Source organism: Motilibacter aurantiacus, from assembly GCF_011250645.1.
Classification (GTDB): Bacteria; Actinomycetota; Actinomycetes; order Motilibacterales; family Motilibacteraceae; genus Motilibacter_A; species Motilibacter_A aurantiacus.
This window is the reverse complement of the sequence record NZ_JAANNO010000004.1, coordinates 1-22,116: the sequence shown is the minus strand read 5'-3', so window position 1 is coordinate 22,116 and position 22,116 is coordinate 1. Positions and strand designations below refer to the sequence as shown.

The 22,116-nt window shown below is 72.9% G+C and carries 16 protein-coding genes and 1 pseudogene; 8 read left to right on the top strand and 9 right to left on the bottom strand.

The annotated features are described in order from the left end of the window. The first annotated feature begins 91 nt into the window (after nucleotides 1-91). The gene (locus G9H72_RS08800) at nucleotides 92-2,785 is read left to right on the top strand and encodes an immunoglobulin-like domain-containing protein (protein ID WP_166170021.1); all 2,694 of its coding nucleotides are present in this window, start codon (nucleotides 92-94) and stop codon (nucleotides 2,783-2,785) included. A gap of 104 nt (nucleotides 2,786-2,889) precedes the next feature. Then, a complete protein-coding gene (locus G9H72_RS08795; protein WP_166170019.1) occupies nucleotides 2,890-3,891 on the top strand; it encodes a TerC/Alx family metal homeostasis membrane protein in 1,002 nt (333 codons plus the stop codon). 21 nt (nucleotides 3,892-3,912) lie between these two features. On the opposite strand, the gene G9H72_RS22355 is transcribed toward G9H72_RS08795, so the two are convergent. Beyond that, nucleotides 3,913-4,308: a RidA family protein gene (locus tag G9H72_RS22355; protein ID WP_166170520.1), complete on the bottom strand. Its 396-nt coding sequence runs from the start codon at nucleotides 4,306-4,308 to the stop codon at nucleotides 3,913-3,915. Nucleotides 4,309-4,425: 117 nt separating this feature from the next. Here G9H72_RS22355 and G9H72_RS08785 point away from each other — a divergent pair, with 117 nt between their 5' ends. Next, complete coding sequence (locus tag G9H72_RS08785) at nucleotides 4,426-5,409, top strand: helix-turn-helix transcriptional regulator (RefSeq protein ID WP_166170016.1); 984 nt, start codon at nucleotides 4,426-4,428, stop codon at nucleotides 5,407-5,409. A gap of 471 nt (nucleotides 5,410-5,880) precedes the next feature. Here G9H72_RS08785 and G9H72_RS08780 read toward each other — a convergent pair whose 3' ends face one another. Beyond that, nucleotides 5,881-7,212 carry a DUF2252 domain-containing protein gene (locus G9H72_RS08780; RefSeq protein ID WP_166170518.1) on the bottom strand — a complete coding sequence of 444 codons (1,332 nt, stop codon included), beginning with the start codon at nucleotides 7,210-7,212 and terminating at the stop codon, nucleotides 5,881-5,883. Between the two features lie 114 nt (nucleotides 7,213-7,326). On the opposite strand from G9H72_RS08780, the gene G9H72_RS08775 reads away from it, so the two are divergent. Continuing rightward, entirely contained in the window at nucleotides 7,327-8,673 is a 1,347-nt protein-coding gene (locus tag G9H72_RS08775; RefSeq protein WP_166170014.1) for an FAD-dependent oxidoreductase, read from the top strand. On the opposite strand, the gene G9H72_RS08770 is transcribed toward G9H72_RS08775, so the two are convergent. From G9H72_RS08770 to G9H72_RS08760, 3 genes are all read right to left on the bottom strand, one after another. Next, a complete protein-coding gene (locus G9H72_RS08770; RefSeq protein ID WP_166170012.1) occupies nucleotides 8,659-8,967 on the bottom strand; it encodes a hypothetical protein in 309 nt (102 codons plus the stop codon). The two genes, G9H72_RS08775 and G9H72_RS08770, sit on opposite strands and share 15 nt — an antisense overlap. Next, nucleotides 8,964-9,794, bottom strand: a complete 831-nt coding sequence (locus G9H72_RS08765) for an exodeoxyribonuclease III (RefSeq protein WP_166170010.1) — start codon at nucleotides 9,792-9,794, stop codon at nucleotides 8,964-8,966. The genes G9H72_RS08770 and G9H72_RS08765 overlap by 4 nt, the downstream gene beginning before the upstream one ends. Before the next feature lie 261 nt (nucleotides 9,795-10,055). Next, entirely contained in the window at nucleotides 10,056-10,460 is a 405-nt protein-coding gene (locus G9H72_RS08760; protein WP_166170008.1) for a hypothetical protein, read from the bottom strand. A gap of 302 nt (nucleotides 10,461-10,762) precedes the next feature. Here G9H72_RS08760 and G9H72_RS23390 point away from each other — a divergent pair. Beyond that, nucleotides 10,763-11,273 (top strand): annotated as a pseudogene (locus G9H72_RS23390) (putative immunity protein). A gap of 707 nt (nucleotides 11,274-11,980) precedes the next feature. On the opposite strand, the gene G9H72_RS08750 reads toward G9H72_RS23390, so the two are convergent. Next, nucleotides 11,981-12,541 carry a dihydrofolate reductase family protein gene (locus G9H72_RS08750; protein ID WP_166170006.1) on the bottom strand — a complete coding sequence of 187 codons (561 nt, stop codon included), beginning with the start codon at nucleotides 12,539-12,541 and terminating at the stop codon, nucleotides 11,981-11,983. A 301-nt stretch (nucleotides 12,542-12,842) separates the two neighbouring features. Between G9H72_RS08750 and G9H72_RS08745 the strand changes: the two genes are divergently transcribed. Further along, nucleotides 12,843-13,619, top strand: coding sequence for a hypothetical protein (locus G9H72_RS08745; protein WP_196790973.1), 777 nt, complete (start codon nucleotides 12,843-12,845; stop codon nucleotides 13,617-13,619). A 25-nt stretch (nucleotides 13,620-13,644) separates the two neighbouring features. After that, nucleotides 13,645-15,882: a GMC oxidoreductase gene (locus tag G9H72_RS08740; protein WP_166170004.1), complete on the top strand. Its 2,238-nt coding sequence runs from the start codon at nucleotides 13,645-13,647 to the stop codon at nucleotides 15,880-15,882. Between the two features lie 116 nt (nucleotides 15,883-15,998). On the opposite strand, the gene G9H72_RS08735 is transcribed toward G9H72_RS08740, so the two are convergent. Continuing rightward, nucleotides 15,999-16,499, bottom strand: coding sequence for an SRPBCC family protein (locus G9H72_RS08735; protein ID WP_166170002.1), 501 nt, complete (start codon nucleotides 16,497-16,499; stop codon nucleotides 15,999-16,001). Between the two features lie 219 nt (nucleotides 16,500-16,718). On the opposite strand from G9H72_RS08735, the gene G9H72_RS08730 reads away from it, so the two are divergent. After that, nucleotides 16,719-18,803 carry an ATP-binding protein gene (locus G9H72_RS08730; RefSeq protein WP_166170000.1) on the top strand — a complete coding sequence of 695 codons (2,085 nt, stop codon included), beginning with the start codon at nucleotides 16,719-16,721 and terminating at the stop codon, nucleotides 18,801-18,803. 59 nt (nucleotides 18,804-18,862) lie between these two features. On the opposite strand, the gene G9H72_RS08725 is transcribed toward G9H72_RS08730, so the two are convergent. Both G9H72_RS08725 and G9H72_RS08720 read right to left on the bottom strand, forming a co-directional pair. Beyond that, complete coding sequence (locus tag G9H72_RS08725) at nucleotides 18,863-20,233, bottom strand: carotenoid oxygenase family protein (protein ID WP_166169998.1); 1,371 nt, start codon at nucleotides 20,231-20,233, stop codon at nucleotides 18,863-18,865. A 46-nt stretch (nucleotides 20,234-20,279) separates the two neighbouring features. After that, complete coding sequence (locus G9H72_RS08720) at nucleotides 20,280-21,737, bottom strand: MFS transporter (protein WP_166169996.1); 1,458 nt, start codon at nucleotides 21,735-21,737, stop codon at nucleotides 20,280-20,282. Between the last annotated feature and the right edge of the window lie 379 nt (nucleotides 21,738-22,116).

Below are 22,116 nucleotides of genomic sequence, written 5' to 3'. Positions count from 1 at the left end.
GACCGGCCTGCCGTTGACGCTCCGCCCCGGGTCCACCAACACTGTCGCGGGTCAGCTGTTAGCGCTCACATTGTCGTAGCGAGGAGAGCCGATGCACGTCCGCCGCCGCGGGACCCCGACCAAAAGCCGTTCCGGCCCGCGTCCCAGGGCTCGTCTGGGGGCGCTTGCCTCGGCCCTGTCCCTGTCGCTGCTGGTCGGCACGGTGGCCACCGGCCCCGCGCCGGCCCGCGCCGCCGACGTCACCGAGGGACTGCTCCTCCACTACAGCCTGCAGGGCGACACCGGAGGAGTCGCGGTTGACTCCTCCGGCAACGGCCGCAACGGCACCCTGCACGGGACGGCGGTCGAGGCCCCGGGGCAGGGCCTCGCCTTCAACGGATCGAACACGTACGTCCGCATGCCGAACGACGTGATGGCGGGCCTGAGCTCGATCTCGGTGTCCGCGGACGTCCTCATCAACACCGGGCAGGCCACGCCGTACTTCATCTGGGGGATGGGCAACTCCAGCGGAGCGTACGGGAACGGCTATCTGTTCACCACGGGCAACGACTACCGGACGACCATCGCGACCGGCAACTGGAGCACGGAGCAGACCACGCGCCCGTCCCCCAGCCGCAACCTCACGCGGGGAGTGTGGAAGCACATCGCCTACACGCTCAGCGGCGGTGTCGGCGTGATCTACGAGAACGGGCTGGAGGTCGGCCGGAACACGAACGTCACGATCACCCCCGGCGGGATCGGCAACGGGGTGACCACCGCCAACTACATCGGCCGCTCGCTCTACTCAGGTGACCGGTACTTCAACGGCCGTCTGCGTGACTTCCGCGTCTACGACCGCGCACTTGCCCCGCGCGAGGTGGCTCAGCTGGCGAGCGCCGTCACCTCCCGAGCCGTGGCCCTCGACAAGGCCGCGCTCGACCTCGGCCCGCTGTGGGACCTGGAGAACGACCTCCCGCTGCCCACCAGCGGGGCGAACGGGTCCGCCATCACCTGGTCCACGAGCAACGCGGCAGTGATCACGAGCAGCGGCCGGGTCACCCGCCCGGCGGTTGGAGCGGGCAACGTGCGCGCCGTGCTGACGGCCACGCTCACGAGCGGCGGGGTCTCGGACACGAGGTCGTTCGAGGTCCGCGTCCTTGCCGAGTTCAGCGACGCCGACAAGGCCCAGCGAGATGCCGCGGCGCTCGTCGTGAACAACGCCGACGACGTCCGGGGCAACCTGACGCTGCCCACTTCAGGGAAGCACGGTTCCCGGGTCTCGTGGAGGTCGGCCAACGCGTCGATCGTGTCCGCCGACGGCATCGTGCGTCGCCCCGCAGCTCGCGACCAGGCCGTCGAGCTGACGGCCACGGTCACCAACGGCAGCGCCACGGAGACCGTCAAGGTGACGGCGAAGGTGCGCAAGCGCCCGCTGCAGGCTCCGCTGAAGGGCTACACGTTCCCCTACTTCACGGGGGAGGGGACGGCCAACGGCGAGCAGATCTACTTCGCGCTGAGCCAGGGCAACGACCCGCTGCGCTGGCGCGAGCTCGATGGCGGCCAGCCGGTCATCACCTCGCAGGTGGGGGAGAAGGGGCTGCGCGACCCCTTCATCATCCGCTCGCCCGAGGGCGACAAGTTCTACATGATCGCCACCGACCTCAAGATCTACGGGAACGGCGACTGGACCCGCGCCCAGGCCCAGGGCAGCCGCTACATCGAGGTCTGGGAGTCGACCGACCTGGTCAGCTGGTCGGAGCAGCGGCACGTCCTGGTCTCGCCGAAGGAAGCCGGCAACACCTGGGCGCCCGAGGCCTACTACGACGACGCCCTCGGCGCGTACGTCGTGTTCTGGGCGTCGAAGATCTACGCCGCCGACGACCCGAACCACACCGGTAGCCAGTACCAGAAGATGATGTACGCGACGACCCGGGACTTCCACACGTTCTCCGAGCCCGAGGTCTGGTACGACCCCGGCTATGCCGTCATCGACTCCACGGTCATCAAGAACGGCGACACCTACTACCGCTTCACCAAGGACGAGCGCGGACGGTCCACGGCGGCCCCGTGCGGCAAGTTCCCGTTCCAGCAGAAGGCCGACTCGGTGCTGTCGAGGAACTGGGGCATGATCAAGACCTGTATCGGACAGGGGGTCGTCAGCCAGGCCGAGGGGCCGACGGTCTTCAAGTCGAACACCGAGGACAAGTGGTACCTCTTCATTGACGAGAACGGCGGGCGCGGATACGTCCCCTTCGAGACCACGGACCTCGAGTCCGGCAGCTGGAGGCTGTCGACGAGCTACCAGCTGCCGGCGCGGCCGCGCCACGGCACCGTGCTGCCGGTCACGCAAGCGGAGTACGACCGGCTCTCCGCGCTCGCGCCGCAGGCCTGCACCACGTCCCTGAGCGGTCGGGTCAGCGGCCCGCTCACCCTGGCCTCGGGTGTCACCTGTCTGTCCGGCGCCGACGTGCGCGGGGCCGTGAAGGTCGGGCCGGGCGCGTCGCTCGTCGCGAACGGCAGCAGCATCCGCGGCTCGTTGGTGGCTGAAGGGGCCAGGGTGGTCGCGCTCACCGACACCGCTGTCAACGGCACCGTGGCCGTCACCGGCACCACGCGCATGCTGCGCCTCGTCGATGCCGAGGTCGCCGGGCAGGTGCGGGTCGACGGCACGACGTCCTCCCTCCCGCCGGACCTCAGCGGGACGGCCGTGAAGGGCAAGCTCCGCTGCGACGGGAACGCCACGCCGCCCACGCTGACCGGCACGACGGCCACGGGCCGCGGCCACGGGCAGTGCGCGGACGTCTGAGGAGACGAGAACGTCCGCGGGCCCGCGGCCGTCCGGCCGCGGGCCCGCTGCGTGCGGGTGCACGCGCGCTGCACGGCCGATGCCGCTCGCGGTAGCGTCCGCTCATGGAGGTCACCACGGCGGCGTGGGCTGCCACAGTCGGACTCGTCCTCGCGCTCCTGGCGCTCGACCTCGCGGTCGGCGCGCTCCGGCCGCACCACGTCGGGTTCGGCGAGGCGACGGCCTGGTCCGTGTTCTACATCGGTGTCGCCGTGGCATTCGGCCTCGTGCTCGGGGCGATAGCCGGCTGGGACTACGGCACCGAGTACTTCGCCGGCTACCTGGTCGAGAAGAGCCTGTCGGTCGACAACCTCTTCGTGTTCGTCATCATCATGACGACGTTCGCCGTGCCCGATCGGCACCAGCAGAAGGTGCTGACCTTCGGCATCGTGCTGGCGCTCGTCATGCGCGTGATCTTCATCGCGCTCGGCGCCGCCCTGCTCGAGCTCTTCTCGTTCATGTTCCTGCTCTTCGGCCTGCTGCTCGTGTGGACGGCGGTGCAGCTGTACCGGCACCGCGACGAGGACCCCGAGATCGAGGAGAACGCCCTCGTCCGCGGCGTGAAGCGCGTCCTGCCCACGACGACCGAGTACGACGAGGGCCGGCTGGTCACGCGCATCGACGGCAAGCGCGTGGTCACGCCGCTGTTCATCGTGCTCGTGGCGATCGGCAGCACCGACCTCCTCTTCGCTTTGGACTCGATCCCGGCGGTGTTCGGCGTCACCCAGGAGACGTTCATCGTCTTCGCGGCGAACGCCTTCGCCCTGCTCGGCCTGCGGGCCCTGTTCTTCCTCGTGCAAGGGCTGCTCGACCGGCTCGTCTACCTGTCCACTGGTTTGGCGCTCGTCCTCGCGCTCATCGGGGTCAAGCTGATCCTGCACTGGGGCCACACGGTCAACGACGACGTGCCCGAGATCCCGACACTGCTCTCGCTCGGGATCATCGCGGTCATCCTCACGGTCACGACGGTCGCGAGCCTGATCAAGGTGCGGCGCGACCCGACGGCCCGCGCCCACGCCGGCTCCGTGCGCGGCCACTCCGACAGCCCCAGGGACACGACGGTGTGACGCAGGAGCCGGCGGGCCCGGTCAGACGGCGGCGGTGCCCTCGAGCTCGACCAGGAGGGGCGGGAGCGCCAGGCTGGTCACGCCGAGCACCGTCGTCGCGGGGGCGGCCCCGGCGGCCACCAGCCGCGACGTGAGCACGGCGTAGTGCGCGAACAGCGCGTCCACGTCCGTGGTGTAGACGGTGAGCCGCACCAGGTCGGCCAGTGCCGTGCCGGCGGCCTCGAGGACGGCTTGCAGGTTGTCCAGGCTGAGGGCAAGCTGCGCCGCCATGTCGCCGGCGTGCTGGGGAGCCCCGTCGCTGCTCATGGCGGCCTGGCCCGAGCAGTAGACGGTCCGGGCGTGCCCCGACACGGCCTGCGCCTGGTCGTAGCCGAGCGGCACGGACCAGGCCCACGGGTTGATCGCAGAGCGTTCGATGGTCACGAGAAGCCCTCTTCCTGCGTACGGGGCCGATCGGCTCGAGCCCCTGGTACCGACCAGCCTCGCTGCCAATGACGTCACCTCGTGTCAGGTATTCCTGCCAGGATCTCGGGCGTGCGGGCTGATCGGCTGGTCGCTCTGGTTCTCCTGCTGCGCCAGCGCGGGAGGCTGTCCGCTGCCGCGCTCGCGCGCGAGCTCGAGGTGTCGACCCGCACCGTGCTGCGCGACATCGAGGCGCTGTCCGCGGCCGGCGTCCCCGTCTACGCCGAGCGCGGCCGGCACGGCGGCTTCGCGCTGCTGCCCGGCTTCCAGGCGGAGCTGACCGGGCTCACCCACGACGAGGCGGTCGCCCTGCTCGTCGCGGGCTCGCGGCCGGGGGTGCAGGCCCTCGGGCTCGGGCCGGCGCTCGCGGCTGCCGTGCTCAAGGTCGTCGATGCGCTGCCCGAGAGCCACCGGGACAGGGCGGTGGACGGTGCGCAGCGGATGCTCATCGACCCGGCGGCCGACCTGCTCTCCCGGCGGCTGCGCGAGACGGAGGAGGTTCCGCAGGCGGTGATGGCCCAGCTGCGGCAAGCGGTGGTCTCGGGCCGTCTGGTGCGCATCCGCTACGCGCCGGTCGGCCGTGAGCCGGGCTGGCGGACGGTGAGCCCCGTCGGGCTGGTCGTCGTCCGCGGCCAGGGCTACCTGCTGGCCACACGGGCAGGCGAGGACCGGACCTACCGGGTCTGCCGCGTCCTCGCTGCGCAGGAGCTCGACGAGCCGGCCGAGCGGCCGGGCCCGGTGGACCTGGAGCAGGTCTGGGCCGCGCGGGGTACCCGGTTCAGGAATAGCGGGGAGCGCGTCCTGGTGTCGCTGCGCCTGCGGCCCGAGCGGCGCGAGGAGCTCGACCGGACGGCCCTGGCCGTCAGCGGGGAGCGGGCCGACCCGGACGGTTGGCTGCGGCTGGAGGCGGCATTCCAGGACATCCGGCACGCGACCTGGGCGTTGTGGCAGCTCGGCGCTGCGGCGGAGGCGCTGTCACCGGTGGAGCTGCGCACCGCCCTGCACGGGCGTGCGGCGGCGATCGCGGCGCGCTACGCCGCGCCTCCCGACGCCTGAGGACGAAGCACGACGGGCCCGCGGGTAGCGCCGCGGGCCGGTCACTCGTGCAGGAGGCGTCAGAGCGAGCAGACGGCGACGGTGCCGCCACCGCCGGAGGAGGTCAGCAGCGCCTGCGTGTCGCGCAGCAGGGCTGCCCTCGCCCCCGCGTCCCGTCATCCGGTGGGAGAGGTGGTCGAGCACGTTCTCCAGCCCGTTCGCGGCCGGCGCATGGTGCCCTGCGCGTGCCAGCTCCTCGCGGCCGCCACCAGCTGCCTGGCCTCGGCGGCGTCGGTGGTGGCGATGCGCCCGGCGTCCAGGGAGCGGTCGACCGGCGCGTCCACCGTAGGGCCGTAGAAGAACACCTGCACGGTGGGCCCACGGGCACCCAGCTCGACGTCGAGGGGATGTAGAGGTCGACGTACAGCGTGGAGTCGTCCGCGGGACGCGTCGGAACCTGGTTGCGCCCGGGGCCGACAGGTGTGGAAACCGTCAGAGGCCGGGGATGACGCCGTTCCGGAAGGCGTCGACGAAGAGCGAGTAGTCCGCTCGCGCGATCTCGCCGTACACCCGCCCCACGTCGCGGATCTGCCCGGCGAACTCCTCGACCCCGCCCTGTCCGTCGATGGCTGCCGCGATCGCCTCCTCGGTGGAGAAGGGGACGAGGGTCGTGTCGGCGGTCTCGTCGGCCACGCAGTGCGCCTTGGCGGTGGCCTGCCCGAGGGCCGCGAGAACCGGCAGCAGGTCGTCGTCGGCCAGGTCGTCCCAGTCGAGGTCGGCCTCGTACGGCGAGAGCTCGGCCACGACGTATCCCGTGCCGTCGACCTGGGTGTAGCCCAGCCAGGGGTCCGCGTGCGCCTGGAGCGCGCGCTGGGAGAGCACGGTCCGGTGGCCGTGGTGCAGGAAGTACCCCGCGATCGACGGGTCGGTGACCACACGGCTCGGCGCGGCGACGTTCGCCTGCTTCATCGAGAGGATGACGTCGTTCTCGAGCGCCTCGGTCGCGCCCTCGAGCAGGATGTTGTACGCCGGCAGCCCGGCGGAGCCGATGCCGAAACCGGACCGGCCGACGACGTCCTTGACCCGGTAGCTGTTGACCGGCCGCCGCTTCTCCTCCGGGATCGTCTGCAGGTACGCCCGGAACGCCTCCTCGATCGCCTCCCGCTCCGTGCTGTCCAGCCGGCGCACGCCGGGGCCGTCGACGAACACCCGCTCGAAGCCCTCGATGGCGGTGTTGCGCTCCAGCAGCTGGACCCGGCTGCCCTGCCGCCCGGCCTGCAGGACGGCGTGCAGCGCACCGGTCGTGGTGTCCAGCCGGAGGGCGAAGTCCTGGTCGTTCTCCTCCGTCGCGAACCGGCACACCTGCTCGGCGTAGGACCGGGCGTACGTCGTGACCATCTCGTCGATGTCGTCGTCGTGCAGCGCCTTCTGCACCCCGAGCAGGTAGAGCGAGGCGGCCATCCGCGAGACGTCCCAGGTGAAGGCCCCGACGTAGGACTCGTCGAAGTCGTTGACGTCGAAGACGAGCCGCCCGCGGTCGTTCATGTAGGTGCCGTAGTTCTGCGCGTGCAGGTCCCCCTGGATCCACACGCGCCCGGTGCGCTCGTCGGCGTAGGGGTCGGCCAGTGGCGCGAGGTCGGCGTAGAAGAGCCAGGCGCTGCCGCGGTAGAACGCGAAGGGCTCGGCGGCCATCTTGCGGAACTTCTTGCGCAGCGCCGGCGGGTCGGCCGTGACGAGCGCGCCGAGCGCGTCGTGCAGCACGTCGACCACGAACGCCTGCCGCTCGCCGGGGTCGGGCTGCGCGTCCCGCAGCTGCCCCGCCACCGCGCCCACGCTGCCCGTCACTCGCGGCCCCCTCCTGCAAGCGGCCGCTTCCGGTCGTGCGCCGCGCCCGCGCCGACCGTAGCGCCCGACGCGGCGAGGTGACAGAGTGGGCCGATGTTGCGCGTAGCCGTTGTCGGCTCCGGGCCGGCGGGTGTCTATGCCGCCGGCGCGCTGGCCGAGCACCACGAGGCCGTGGACGTCTTCGACCGGCTGCCCTGCCCGTTCGGGCTGGTCCGCTACGGCGTCGCCCCGGACCACGAGAAGATCCGCTCCATCACCGCCACGCTGCACCGGGTCTTCGAGCAGCCGAACGTCCGGTTCCTGGGCAACGTCGAGGTCGGCCGGGACATCACCGTCGCCGACCTGCACGAGCACTACGACGCGGTCCTGGTCGCGTGCGGCTCGGCGTTGGGGCGTCGGCTGGGCGTGCCGGGAGAGGACCTGCCCGGCAGCTTCTCCGCCACCGACTTCGTCGCGTGGTACTGCGGCCACCCCGACGCGCAGGTCGACCGCTTCACGCTGGAGGCGCGCAGCGTCGTCGTGGTGGGCCTCGGCAACGTCGCCCTCGACGTCGCCCGGCTGCTGGCCAAGGACATCGACGCGCTGCGCCAGACCGACATGCCCGAGCACGTGCTCCGCGTCCTCGCCGACAGCAAGGTCGAGGAGGTGTCGATCGTCGGCCGTCGCGGCCCGGCGCAGGCACGCTTCAGCACCAAGGAGCTGCGCGAGCTCGGGGACATCGCCGGCGCTGACGTCGTCGTCGACCCCGCCGACCTCGAGCTCGACGAGGCGAGCGAGGCCGCAGTGGCGGCCGACGCGACGCTGCGCCGCAACTTGGAGGTGCTGCGGGGCTGGGCGGAGCGGCCTGCGGCGGGCCGTCCGCGCAGGGTGCACCTGCGCTTCCTGCAACGGCCGGACGCCGTCCTCGGCGAGGGGCGGGTCAGTGGGGTCCAGGTCGAGCGGACCGTGCTGGACGGCAGCGGTGGCGCCGCCGGCACCGGCCAGCTGTCCGTCCTGGACGCGCAGCTGGTGCTCTGCTCGGTCGGGTACCGCGGGCTCGCGATCCCGGGCCTGCCGTTCGACGAGCGCGACGGCGTGATCCCGAACGCCGGCGGGCGGGTGCTCCGGGACGGGGAGCCGGTGCCGGGCGAGTACGTCGCCGGCTGGATCAAGCGCGGCCCGACCGGGGTCATCGGCACGAACAAGCACGACGCGCACGAGACGGTCCGTGCCCTGCTCGAGGACCTCGAGCGGCTGCCCCGGGCACCGCACCGCGAGCCTGCCGACGTCGACCGCCTGCTGGCCGCGCGCGGCGTCCAGGTGGTCGGCTGGAACGGCTGGCGCGCCATCGACCAGGCCGAGCTCGCTCTCGGGGTCGCCTCCGGGCGGCGTCGGGTGAAGATCAGCGAGCGGGAGGCGCTGCTGCGGGCTGCCGTCGCGGACGCGTCAGCCGCGCGCTGACCGGTCGGCGAGGACGTACGCCGCGGCCCCCACCGCTCCGGTGGCGACGGCAACGCTGGGCCAGGCGCCGATCCGCTTCGCGAGCGGGTGGGAGGCCCCGAACGCCCCGACGTACGTCGCGAGCAGCGCCGCCGTCCGGGCCGGGCCGACGGTGCGCCGCCAGCGGCGCCCGCACGCGACAGCTCCCGCCAGCAGCACGACCCCGCCGGCCGGGCGTACGCCGGTGGCGCGCCCGGTCAGGTAGCCGCCCAGGAGCGAGCCGGCGGAGATCACGGAGGTGGGGATCGCGCTCATGGCGCCACCGTAGGAGGCAGCCGCAGGTCGACGACGACCGGGGCGTGGTCCGAGGCGCCCTTGCCCTTCCGTGCCTCGCGGTCGATGTAGGCATCGGCCACGGCGCCCGCGAACGCGGGGTTGGCGTACACGAGGTCGATGCGCATCCCGAGGTTCTTGTGGAACATGCCGGCGCGGTAGTCCCAGTAGGTGAACGGGATGTCGTACTTCAGTGCGCGCGGCACCACGTCGGACAGGCCCGTCTCGCGCAGCCCGGCCAGGGCGGCCCGCTCCGCCGGCGTCACATGGGTGGACGAGGCGAACGCCTTCGCGTCCCAGACGTCGGCGTCGGTCGGCGCGACGTTGAAGTCCCCGAGCACCGCGAAGGGGCGGCTGCCGGCCGCGTCCGCCGTCACGGCCCCGCGCAGCGCCTCGAGCCAGCGCAGCTTGTAGGCGTAGTGCTCGTGCCCGGGCTCCCGGCCGTTGGGCACGTAGACCGACCACACGCGCACCGGGCCGCAGGTCGCCGCCACCGCCCGCGACTCGACATCCCTCGGACCCGGGTAGCCCGGGGCGTCGGGCAGGCCGCGGACGACCTCGGCGAGCCCGACGCGCGAGAGCACCGCCACACCGTTCCACCGGCCGTTGCCGTGCGACGCCGTCTCGTAGCCGAGCTCGGCCACCTGCGCGACCGGGAACGCGTCGTCGGTGCACTTGGTCTCCTGCAGGCACACGACGTGCGGGCGCGTCGCGGCCAGCCAGTCGAGCATGCGCGGAACGCGCGCCGTCACCGAGTTCACGTTCCACGTCACGACCCGGAAGGCGTCGTCCGGCGGCTCCTGCGTCATGAGCCGAACCCTAAGCGGCGGGCGACGGGACGACCTGCCCAGCGGGTGCCAGCGCGGGTCCTTGCCGTCGGCGCCGGCCGGACCCCGCCTGGGCCCGGTCGTGCCGCCGGTCCTGCGCCGGGCGTTCGCCGGGGTCAGGTCGAGGTCCCCAGCGCTCGACCGACGACGAGGACCTGCAGGCAGGTGCTGCTGTCTGCGAGCACGCTGCTTGCCGCCCGGCCGGCCTCTGCCGCCGGCCGGGCGCTCCACGAGTGGGCGAGATCAGCAGGTGACCGTCTTGATCGTCACCTGGGTGAGGTCGTTGATCTTGTACCAGGCGCCGACGCCGTCGGTCGAGTAGCGGGACGGGGCGGAGCCGACGTAGGTCCACGTCATGCTGCAGCCGAAGGGGATGCGGAACCCGTCGATGTCGACCCCGGGGGTCCCGTAGCCGTCCGAGCCGGCGTAGCCGCCGGGGGCGACGTACTTGTAGAAGGTGGACGGGCTGCCCTTGGCGACCGCGACGCTCTTCGTGGCGCGGTTGAACACCTTGCCGCAGAAGTAGTGCAGGTAGCCGCCGCCGTCGATGGGCGTGCAGTTGCCCGCCACCGCCGTGCCGGGGGTGGACAGGACGAGGGCGCTGGCGCCCAGCGTTGCGGACGCGGCGACAGAGAGGAGCTTCTTCATCTCGTTCTCCTGATGTGGTGATGACTCGATTACGAGCCGTAGCCTGCCGTTCGAGACGTGCGGAGATCGACCCCGTCGCGGCTGAACGGCAACTGAACAAATGGCCCCGCGCGGGACGTGGCCTCAGGCGTCTCAGCCAAAGGCGCTGCGCCGTTGTGCACCTCCGGCAGGCCATGCGACCGCGGCAGCGCTGCCATCGGGCACGAGCGGCAGGCCGTCGCCTCGACGCCGATGGTGTCGCTCTGGCAGCCTCACCGGGTGAGCCGTCCCGTCGCCTCCGGGCCTCCGAGAACGCGGCCGCTGTGATCCCGCCCGGCCTCCGTGACCCCCCGTATGGTCACCGTGCGTCGCGGCGACACCCTGTCCGATCACGACCATCCGTCGCTGGCGCTGTGGGCGGCCGACTGCGCCGAGCACGTCCTCGAGCACGCGAACGCGAGCGGCCGGACGATGCCCGACCGCGCGATGCGATCGCAGCCGCCCGCGCACGGGCTCGGGGCGAGCTGCCGATGATGCAGGCGCGCGCCGCCGCTGGACACGCCATGGGTGCTGCCAGGCCCCTCCGGGGAGCCGCCCGTTTCGCCGCCTACGCCGCCGGACAGGCGGCGTGTGTCGGGCACGTCGCCGAGCACGACCTCGGTGCTGCCGCCTACGCGATCAAGGCCGTACGCAGCACACGAGCCCCGGACGCGGATGCAGCCCGACGTGAGCGCCGGATGGCAGCGCGCTCGGCTTCCCGAGCCGGTCCGGCTGCTGGTCCTGGACGACCAGGCCCGCCGCAACGACATCTGCTGGCAGGCCTTCTCGGACTGACCGGCTGCGCTGGGACGGGCGGTTGGCGCACCCGAGCTTGTCGCGCGGGGGTGCTCATCCCGTCGCGCTCGATCCGGGACCCGGCGCTGGAGCTGAAGCGCCTGTCAGTCGCGCAGGGACCGGTCCAGGGCGCGCATCAGCTCGCCCGCCCTGCCGCCGCCCGACGGGGCCGGTGGCAGCCTGGTCAGCACGGCGCGGAGTCCGGGCGGTGCACACGCTCCTGCCTGCGCGATCTCCCGCTGCCCGATGGCGCAGTCCCCGTCGGCGAGCAGTTCGAGTGCGTGAGCTGCGAGGGCTGCTGCCCCGAGTACGTGCCTGACCTGATGTGCGTCGGCGAGAGGATGCAGGTAGGCGCTTGCGGCTGCGTGCGCGGCAGCCTTCGCCGCATCCCGCGCCGCCGGTGTCTCGGCTTCACGGGCTGCGCGGTGCGCCGCCCACGCGATCGACCGCTGGGCTGCGCCGCGTCGGCCGCCATCGGGCGAAGGCCTCAGCCGCCTCGATGGCTTCGCGCGCTCTGCTGTCGTCGGGGTGCTGGTCCTCGTAGATCGCGAGGGCAGTGCGTGCACGGTGCGCCGAGAAGCGTGTGATGTCCCGCAGCTGTCGTGACCGAGGTCGATGGCGCGGGCACGAGGTGGCACGCGATCATGCCCGCTGCTACCGGGGCAGGGCCCGTCGGCGGCATCGCCGCGGAGCCCGCCGCGCCTCCGTCAACTGCCCCCGGCGCTGCCGTGGGCCTCTGGGCCCGGCGACGGCCGCAGGACCAGGCGGAGTGCGCCGGTCGGGTAGGGGTGCGTGCTGACCAGGTCGAGGGCCAGCAGGTCCGAGGGCTCGTCGAAGAGGCGTCTGCCGCGACCGGCGACCACGGGCGTCATGTTGAGGTGCATCTCGTCGAGCAGTTCGTCGCGCAGCAGGTCGCGGGCCAGCGCCCCGCACCCGTAGACGAGCAGGTCGTGCTGCTCGCGCAGGGCCGCGACGTCGGCGTAGCGGACGCCTCGCGAGTGCGGCCAGGCGTCGAACGCGGTCAGGGTCGACGTCACCACGTACTTCGGCATCGCGTTGAGCCGCTCGGCGAACGGGCCGGACTGCTCGCGCCACACGGGCGCCAACCGCTCCCAGGTCACCCGCCCCAGCAGCAGCGCGTCGACGGCGAGGGCGAGCTCCAAGGTGGCCTGCCGGCCCTCGTCGCTCATGTAGGGCAGCAGCGCCTCCGGCGGTGACTCGATGAGGCCGTCGAGGGTGACGTGGCACTGGACGGTGATGCGGCTCATGCCCGCGTTGACGATCGTCGACCAGCCGACTCATCGGCGACCGTGTGCATAGCTGAGGTTGCACGTACGAGCGCCACGGTGAGGGACGCTCCGCCCCGGTTTCGTGCTGGGGCGTGCTCCGGGGCGCTGTCCCGCTGTCTTGCGGACGCTCCCAGACAGTCGTGGACCCCTCCGGACGCTGTCGGAGCGCCCATGCCAGATGTGACGCTCGGGCCGTCCTAGCTCATCGAGTTGAAGGAGCGCCGTCGTGCCACCTCGTCACAGCTGGGAGACCCTCGTCGCCTGTTACGAGACGAGCATCGTGGACCCCGGCAAGCAGCCGGTTCTCCTGTTGCTTGCCGGTCTCGTGAGTGCCTTTGCTGCGAGCAGGACGAGCACGCGATTGATCCGGGCGCAGGTGCGGTGGTGGCCTGGGAACATCTCGGTGCGGGGAGTCCACCTGCACCACGAGTTGTTCGGCGTCCTGCTGATGCTTGCGAGCGGGCTGTTGGCTTTCACCGCTGCGCCCGTGACTCCGTGGCGCGACCTCCTGGGTCTCATGTTCGGCGTCGGCGCGGGGTTGGTCCTCGACGAGTTCGCTCTGCTGCTGCACCTCGAGGACGTGTACTGGCAGGAGCAGGGACGCGCATCCATCGACGCAGTGCTCGTGGTCACCGGCGTTACCCTCATGCTGCTCGTCGGCTGGGCGCCTCTGGGCATCCCGGATGCGACAGCCCGGCAAGAGGCCGGACGGTGGGTCGTCGTCGGCTACGTCGGTCTCAACCTGGGGGTCGCGGTCGTCACCGCGCTGAAGGGCAAGCTCTGGCTGGCCCTGGTCTGCGTCGTCGTGCCCGTGGTGGGGCTGGTGCCCGCGAGCAGGCTGGCCGAGCCGCGCAGCCCGTGGGCGCGATGGCTCTACGCGCCCGGCTCCCGGCGCGCGCAGCTCGCGGAGCAGCGGGCGGAGCCGTGGCGGCGACGTCGCCGGCAGCTCGCAACTCTGATCGGGGGCCACGTCGAGCCCGGTCCAGCTGGGTCTCGCCCTGCTGGCCACGCTTCGAGCGTCGAGTCGGTCGCTCCTCTGCGTTCCGCCGCTGCCTGATCGTCACGAGCCGAGGAGGCCGAGTATGGGAACCGTCGATCGCCTGTCCAAGGACTCGTACGCCGCGCTGGTCGTCGGCACGGGCTTCGGGGGAGCCGTCGCCGCCGCGAGGCTCGCGCAGGCAGGAGTGGACCTCGCTGTCGTGGAGCGTGGCCGCCGTTTCGGGCCCGGGGATTTCCCGCGGAAGGTGACGCGCATCGACGACGGCTGGCTGTGGCCGTGCGGGCATGGCCTCTACGACGTCCGGCCGCTCAACGACATCATGTCCATCAGTGCAGCCGGGTACGGCGGCGGCTCGCTCGTCTACGCGAACGTCGCCCTGCGTCCACCTGCCGAGGTGTTCGACGAGCAGTGGCCGGCGGGCTGGACCCGCGCAGAGCTCGACCCCTACTACGACCTGGCCTCCACCATGCTCGGCGTCGGCCCCGTGCAGCACGACCCGGCGACCGGCGAGCTTCCACCGAAGACGCTGCTGGTCGAGGAGGCGCACCAACGTACCGGCAGAGCCAGCACGAGTTTGCGCCCGAACCTGGCGATCACCTTCGGCGACCCGTCCACGCCGGTGGTCAACCGGTTCGGCGTGGCGCAGCCGGGATGCTCGTTCTGCGGGGAGTGCGACATCGGCTGCAACACGGGGGCGAAGAACTCGCTGGACAAGAACTACCTCGCGCTGGCTGAGTCCTGCGGCGCTGACATCGGGACGCTGACCGAGGTCGTGTCGATCGAGCCGCTGCGGCCGGGGTTCCGGGTCGTGCTGCGGGAGCACGACCCGGATGACGGCGACCGGTCGACCCAGCGCACGGTCACCGCTGCCACGGTCGTGCTGTGCGCGGGCGCGGTGGGCACGACGGAGCTGCTGCTGCGCAACCGTGACGAGCTGCGGACGCTGCCGGCGCTGTCCACCGCCCTGGGGCACGGGTTCTCCGGCAACGGCGACTTCCTCAGCTTCGGCCGTGGCACGGCGGCCGCCGCGTACCCCTCGCAAGGGCCGACCATCACGACTACTGCGCTGGTGCGCGCGCAGGGTGAGGGACGGGACTCGTGGTTCGTCCTGCAGGACGGCGGCTACTCACGGCATCTGGCGCAGCTGGTGCGGATGCTGGATGTTGCGGCCCTCCCGGCACACGTTGCTGCTCTGCTGCGCAGTGGGGCGCGCAGGGTGGTGCGCGAAGCCGCTGATCTCGCCTCGACGCTGGAGCAGGACGACGACCGCACGCTGGTCATGCTGGCGATGGGGCGCGACAGGGCCGACGGCCGGCTCGAGTTGACGCCGCGGGGCAGGCTGCGGGTTCGCTGGGACGTCGCGCGCAACTCCGCGCTGTACGCCGCCGAGCAGGCCGCATCTGGCGAGCTCGTCCGCGCTCTGGGGGCGGAGCCGCTGGTGACACCCACCTGGCGGCTGCTGCGCCAGCCGGTGACGGTCCACAACCTCGGAGGTGCCCGGATGTCCGAGGACCCACGCGCCGGTGTGGTCGACAGCGACGGCCAGGTCCACGGTTATCCGGGGCTCTACGTGTTCGATGGCGCGGCATTGCCGGGAGCGACCGGCGCGAACCCTTCGCTGACGATCGCGGCCGTCGCTGAGCGTTGCGTGGAGCGGCTCGTCCGGGCGCTCCTGGGCGACCCGGCGTGGCGGGCGCCTGAGCATGCGGTCGCGGTGCGTCCCGAGCTGCCGGAGGACGCGGCCGTGGAGGTGGCGCGCCGTGCGCCGGCGCAGCGGCTGGCTCCCCGCCGCGGGCTTCGCTTCACCGAGCGCATGCGCGGGGTGCTGTTCGTCGACGGCGTCCCCCGCGCTGCCGAGGCTCGGCTGCACGTGCATGCCCCGGACCTCGCCGCGGTCCTGGCCGACCCCGTGCACGCGCTGGAGGTGTCCGGGACGGTGCAGATCGCGGGAGTGACCGCGGGGCCGACCCCGGTGCATGCCGGCCGGCTGCACCTTCTCGCGCCGCATCCCAAGGGGCGCAGCATGAGCTACGTCCTGCCGTTCCTGGACGCGCAGGGCCAGGAACGGCAGGTGCACGGCAGCAAGCGCGTCTGGCGTGGGACGGGCGGGCCGTGGGCGGCGGTGACACGGATGCAGGCCGCGGTCGGCACCGCCGGTGCCTGGGGCGACGAGGACGGCGAGCTGCGGATCCCGGCGCTCGAGGTCGCGCGCATGCTGACCACGCTGCGGCCGCACGGCCCTCACCCGGTGGGCACCCTGGCTGCTTTCGCGTGGGGCTTCGCCCGTGGGGTCGCTGCGGGCCTCGCTGCACGAGCCTGAGCGACGGGGCTCCCACCTCACGGAGAGCTCGTGGTCCCGGCGACGAGCCTAGAGTCTGAGCAATCGACAGGGCGCCCCGCAGGTCATCGACCTGCGGGGCTTCCTGTCCGCGTGGCTCAATGGGCAGCAGCCGCGGCGGCCAGTGCCTCAGCGCGGCCCTTGAGCCCGCGCAGCCACTGGGCGAGGGAGGCGTCCAGCGCGGCCTGCGCGTACGCCACGTCCGCCTCCACCGGCTCCCCGCTCCAGGACTCCGCGGTGCGGACCAGCACGCCGCCCTCGACCGTCTCGAACTCCCAGACGTGCCGACCGTCGATGCCGTTGGCCGGGCCGCCCCAGACCAGGCGGCGGTACGGCTCGACCTGCCGGACCGTGGAGGTGACGTCCAGGCCCTCCACCCACCAGCGGAACGAGGTCCCGGGGCGCAGCGGCCCCTCGGTGAGCAGCTCGAGCCCGCCCACCCCCGGCTGCCACTCCGTCCAGGACAGCAGGTCGGTGTGCACGTCCCAGACCAGCGCGAGGGGTGCGCCGACCACGATGCTGTCCCGGGTGATGACGGGAGCGGCGTCGTCGATGCCCACGTCCGCGGTGGAGTCGCCGTGCGTGGCGTTGGTGTTCATGGGTCTGCCTCTCGAGGTGGGACGTCGGGCGCGCCCGTGGCGCCCGCTCGTCCTCACCCTCGGTCCCGCAGGGGTCCAGCCACGAGGGGCCACGAGCGTCCACGGCGGCCCGCTCGCGCCCGGTGGAGCGCGCTCGTGCCGACCGGGCGACTGGCATGATCAGGCGACAGGGCCCGACGGCGAAGGAGCTGGGGAAGCGGCGGACTGCAGGAGGAGCCCATGCCCCCTGAGGAGAACGCGACGACGAGCACGACCGGCGCGGGACCGCTGGCGCGGCGGCTGCACGCCGCCCGCGCGCAGGCCCTGGTGGGGCGTCGACGCGAGTGCGAGGTCTTCCGGCGCGCCCTGGACGACCCTGGCGCTGTCGCGCTCTTGTGGGTGCACGGCCCCGGCGGGATCGGGAAGTCGACGCTGACCCGGCTCTGGGCGCAGGAGGCCCGGGCGGCCGGGCGCACGGTCGTCGAGCTCGACGGGCACTTCATCGGCCCGTCCCCGCAGGACTTCGAGGATGCCGCCGCAGCGCTGCTCCAGCAGCCCGGTGCCGTGCTGGTGGTGGACACCTTCGAGCAGTGCCGCTGGCTGGAGCCGTGGCTGCGTGAACGGTTCCTTCCGAGGTCGGCGCCCGGCGCGCTGGTCGTGGTCAGCGGCCGCACTGCCCCCGAGGTCGAGTGGTCGGTGGACGCGGGCTGGGCCACCGCCATGGAGGTCCTGGAGCTTGCGGCGCTGAACGTGGAGGAGTCCGCGGCGCTGCTGGCAGCTCGGGGCGTGCGGGCGGAGGATGTCGCCTCCCGGCTGGCGTTCGCCGGCGGCAACCCCCTCGTCCTGTCGCTGACCGCAGCGGTGCCGCGCGGGTCGGGCGCCGAGGAGCAGGACTGGGCCCCGCAGGCCGAGGTGCTCGCGGTGCTGATGACGCGCCTGATCGGGGAAGTTCCTTCCGCTCGGCACCGCCGCGCGCTCGAGGTCGCGGCGCAGGCGTGGACGACCACGGAGGAGCTTCTGCACGCGGCGCTCACCGACGAGGACGTCCCCGCGCTGTTCCAGTGGCTGCGCGAGCTGCCGTTCATGGAGTCGGCGCCGCAGGGGCTGTTCCCGCACGACGCGGCCCGCGAAGTCCTGGTCGCAGACCTGCGGTGGCGTGCGCCTCAGGCGTTCGAGGCGGTCCGCGAGAGCCTGCTGCGCGAGCACCTGCGCCAGGCCAGGCAGGCGCCGGAGTCGGCGATGCTGGAGGCGATGGGCCGGGCGATCTACCTCTACCGCGACGTGCCGATCGTGCGCGACATGTACGCCTGGTCCCGGCAGGGCGGGGTCTACGAGGACGTGATGCGTCCCGAGCTGCTCGAGCACGTCGCGGCCCTGGCCGAGCAGGTCGAGGGGGCGGAGTCGGCCGCCCTCGTCCGGTTCTGGTACGCGCGCCAGCCCGCCGGCTTCCACGTTTTCCGTGACACCCGGACCGGGGACCTGGTCGCGTTCTCCGCGCATCTGACGCTGCCGGCGCCTCCCGACCCGGAGGAGGTGGCCATCGACCCGGTGGTGGCGGCGGCGTGGCGCTACAGCACGCAGACCCGCCCGGCCCGGTCGGGGGAGCACCTCGCGGTCACGCGCTTCGCGGTCTACCCGGCGGCCTACGAGCAGCCTTCTCCGGTGCTCGAGCTGAACCACTGGCGAGGCCTGGTGGAGGCCTACCGGGCGAGCGGGCGGGCCCAGGGATTCCTCGTGTACCAGGACGTCGAGGCGTGGGCGGCGCGGCTGGGCAGTGCGATGGCTGACTCCGGCGAGCGGGCCGTGGTCGGCGGCCGCACGTACGGGCTGTTCGTCAGCGACTGGCGGTTGGAGCCGTTCGAGGACTGGTTCGCCGCGGTGGTCCGCCAGCAGGTTCCGGCCAGTGTCGCAGGCCAGGGCCCGAGCGTCCCGCGGCAGGCGCAGGGCGCGCGTGACGTCTCGCAGCTGCGGCTCGAGCGCGAGGAGTTCGACGAGAGCGTGCGCCTGGCCCTGCGGACCTGGCGTCACCCCGAGGGGTTCGCCACGAACCGGCTGCTCGACAGTGCGCTGTGCCGAGCGGGGGGTGAGGACGCGGTCGTGGTCCTGCGCGCGGTGGTGGAGGAAGCCGTGGAGGGCCTGCGCCGTGACCTGGCCGGGGTGAAGGCGCACGCGGCGCTGGTGGCGACGTACTTCTCCGGTGCGCCCACGCACGAGGCCGCCGCCCGCCGGCTCGGCCTGCCGTTCGGCACCTACCGGCGGCACCTGCGCTTCGCGGTCGCCGGTGTGTGCGAGTCGCTGTGGGAGCGGGAGCTGCAGGCAAGGTGACGCCCGGCCGCGCGGGGCCCTGCAAGGGCCCCGCGCCGTGGCGGATGCTGCTGCGCCGGTCAGTGCAGGTCGGCGTCCGGGATCCAGTTGCCGTGGATGCCGGAGGGGACCCGGCGGGGCAGCTCGACGGCGGCGATGGTCTCCAGGCTGCCGGCGTCGAGGACCAGCAGCGCAGAGGCGTTGGCGGCGATGTCGCTCACGAGGGTCATGAGGTAGCCGTCGTCCTCGCGGCTGGCGCCCTGCGCCGGGACGAACACCGCTTCGCCCGGCATGCGGTCCGGGCCCGTCTCGGCGATGCGGGTCTGCCCGGTGGTGGCGTCCAGCTTGACCACCGCGTACCCGTCGAGCCCGCCGCCCGGTGAGGCCATCGCGTAGCTGTAGCGGTTCTGGCGGCCGAGGTAGTCCTCATTGATGCTCGGGAACTCGGTGACGAAGTCGTCGACGTGGTGCTGGGAGGCCTTGCCGCTGGTGAGGTCGAGCACCCAGCGGGTCGCTACCGCGCCGCCGTTCGGGGTCTCGAGCCAGCCCGGAGCGCCCCGGCTGAACTTGTCGGTGACCTCCCAGGCGGACCGGTCGTATCGGGGGCCGTCCACGACGATGTTGCCCTCGGCGTCCTCGTAGGCGTTGCCGACGTGCAGCAGCGCGCCGGGCTCGATCTCGAACCACCGCACGGTCGCCGGGCCGGTGCGCGGCATGACCCCGATCCGCGGCGTGTAGGTCTCGCTCCACGAGAACGGCAGCCCGGCGGCCGTGTGGTCGAACACCAGCGACATGTCCAGCCACACGACGTGACTGGCGGTGAGCCCGAAGTCGTGCTGCAGCGTCGGGCCTGCTCCGGGAACCGCCTCGGCGCGCACGACGTCGCCGTCGCGGTCGGCGACGTAGTAGGTGACGTGCGGCGGGAAGGGGGACCAGGAGAAGAAGTGCAGCTCACCGCTGACCGGGTCCTCCTTCGGGTGGGCGGTCATGGAGGTCTGCAGCTTGCCGGCGAAGTCGTACGGGCCGACGGTGTCGAGGTCGCGGGTGAGCTCGAAGGGCAGGTTCTGCTCCTGCAGGGCGAGGATCCTGCCGGCGTGCTCGATCACGTTGGTGCCGGCGACGCTGGCGGTCAGATCGATGCTGCCGTCGGCTCGGCGGTAGGGGACGCCCTCGAGAGCGGGCGTGCGGACCCAGCGGTTGCGGTACCACTCCGCCTTGCCGGCGCGCAGGCGCACGCCGTGGATCATGCCGGAGCCGGCGAACCAGTTCGTCGGAGTGACGCCGGGCATCGGGTTGTGGCTGTTACGGAAGTACCGGCCCTCGAGCTCGGTCGGCAGGGTGCCGTGCACCTGGAGCTCGGTTGCGGTGATCTCGTCGACGACGGGCTCGTAGTGGCCGCGTAGGTAAGGCTTGGCCGTGAGGTCGACGGAGGGGCGGGCCGTGACGGACATCGAGCTCTCCTCGTTCGTGGGGGGTGGCTGGGAGGTGGGAGTCGGGTCAGGAGCTGGGCGTCGGCCGGTGTGCCGTCCCGGTGACGGCGGCGGCGAGCGCAGCGGCGGCGGCCAGGGTGAGCAGTCCGGCGCGGTAGCCGGCCGCCAGGGCGGCGGTGTGAGGCACGACGTCCACCGAGGAGGTGCGTGCGGCGGCGATGGCCAGGGCGCCGGCCAGGCCGAGAGCACCGCCGATCTGGCGGGTGGTGTTGATCAGGCCACCGGCCACGCCGGTCTCGTGCGGGCGGACGGTGATGGTGGCCGCGGACGTGAGCTGCACGAAGGCGGCTCCGATGCCGAGACCGATCAGGACGGTGGGGCCGAGCAGGGAGCGCAGGAAGGTGCCGCCGGTCTGGGCCGCCGCGCCCAGCCAAGCGAGCCCGGCCGCCAGCAGGAGCAGAGCGCCGCTCGTGGTCGCACGCGCACCGAGTCGTCGCGCGGCGGGAGCCGTGGCGGCAGCCGCGACCGCGTTGGCCAGCGCAAGCGGGAGCTGCGTCACCGCCGAGCGCAGGGGTGACCAGCCCAGCACCTGCTGCTGGTAGAGGGCAAGCAGCACGAACAGCCCCACCCAGGTCGCTCCCAGCAGTGCCATGGCCGTGTTGGCCCGCAGCACCGGGCGGTCGGCAAGCAGTCCGAGCGGCAGCAGCGGGTCGGGCTCTCGCCGCTCGACGGCCACGGTCACCAGCAGCAGCGCGGCGCCGGCGGCGGCGCTGCCGAGCGTTGCAGGCGTCGTCCAGCCGGTGCTCCCGCCATGGACGACCGCGTAGGTCAGGAGCACCAGCGTCGCGGCCACCAGCCCCGCGCCGGGCAGGTCCAGTGCGCGACGCGTGCGAGCCGGGTCGGCGGGCAGCAGCGCGGCGGAGGGCGCCAGCGTCGCGAGCCCCAACGGGACGGCGGCGAGGAAGATCCACCGCCATCCGAGCCATGCGGTGAGAACCCCGCCGAGCAGCACCCCGGCTGCGCCGCCGGCGGCGGACACACCGCCCCAGACCGCGAGCGCTCCCGCCCGCTGCCGCGGCTCGGGGTGCAGTCGGAGCAGCAGCGCGAGGGCCGCCGGGGACAGCAGGGCGGCCCCCGCTCCCTGCAGCGCGCGTGCCGCAAGCAGCACGGTGGCGTTCGGTGCCAGCCCGGCCACCAGCGTCGCCGCCGTGAACAGAGCCAGGCCGGCCCGGAAGGTGCGGCGCTGCCCCCTGACGTCGGCGACCCTGCCGCCGGTCAACAGCAACGCCCCGAACGCGACGACGTAGGCGTTGACGACCCAGGTGAGCGCGGCCGGTGTCAGCTGCAGCCCGCTGCGCACCGAGGGAAGCGCCACGTTGACGATCGATGCGCTGAGCAGCACGAGGAACTGGGCAGCGGAAAGCAGCACCAGAGCGCTCGACGCGCGTGCGGGACGGGCGCGGGTCAGCGGGTCGGGGAAGGGTAGCGGCCCGAGGCCGGCAGAGGTGGCGAGCTGAGGGGTCATCGTTGCCTCCTGGACGAGGAGGCGCGGTCCGTGCCTCCCGACTCGGGAAGCCTCGGCCCGGGCGCAGTCCGGTTCCCACCGTCCAGAGCCGTCCACGGCCGCTCACCGCCGCCTGGCCGGCGAGCCCCGGACAGCCGCCTGCGCGGGGTCGGCGGGCGTGCGGCAAGCCCCGGCTCCGTTGTCGGACTGCCCGCGCTGCCGGCCGGAGCCGGCCATCCGAGCGCGGGAGCGGCGGCGCGCTCCGGAGGCGTGCTCCGCCGCCAGCCAGCTGTCGATGCCGAGGCTCGAGGCAAGCCTGACGCTCACCCGACGCCGGAGGCCCTGCCGGCTCGGTGCTGGCAGGGCCTTCGCGGCGTGTCGACCGAGGACCGCGGCGTAC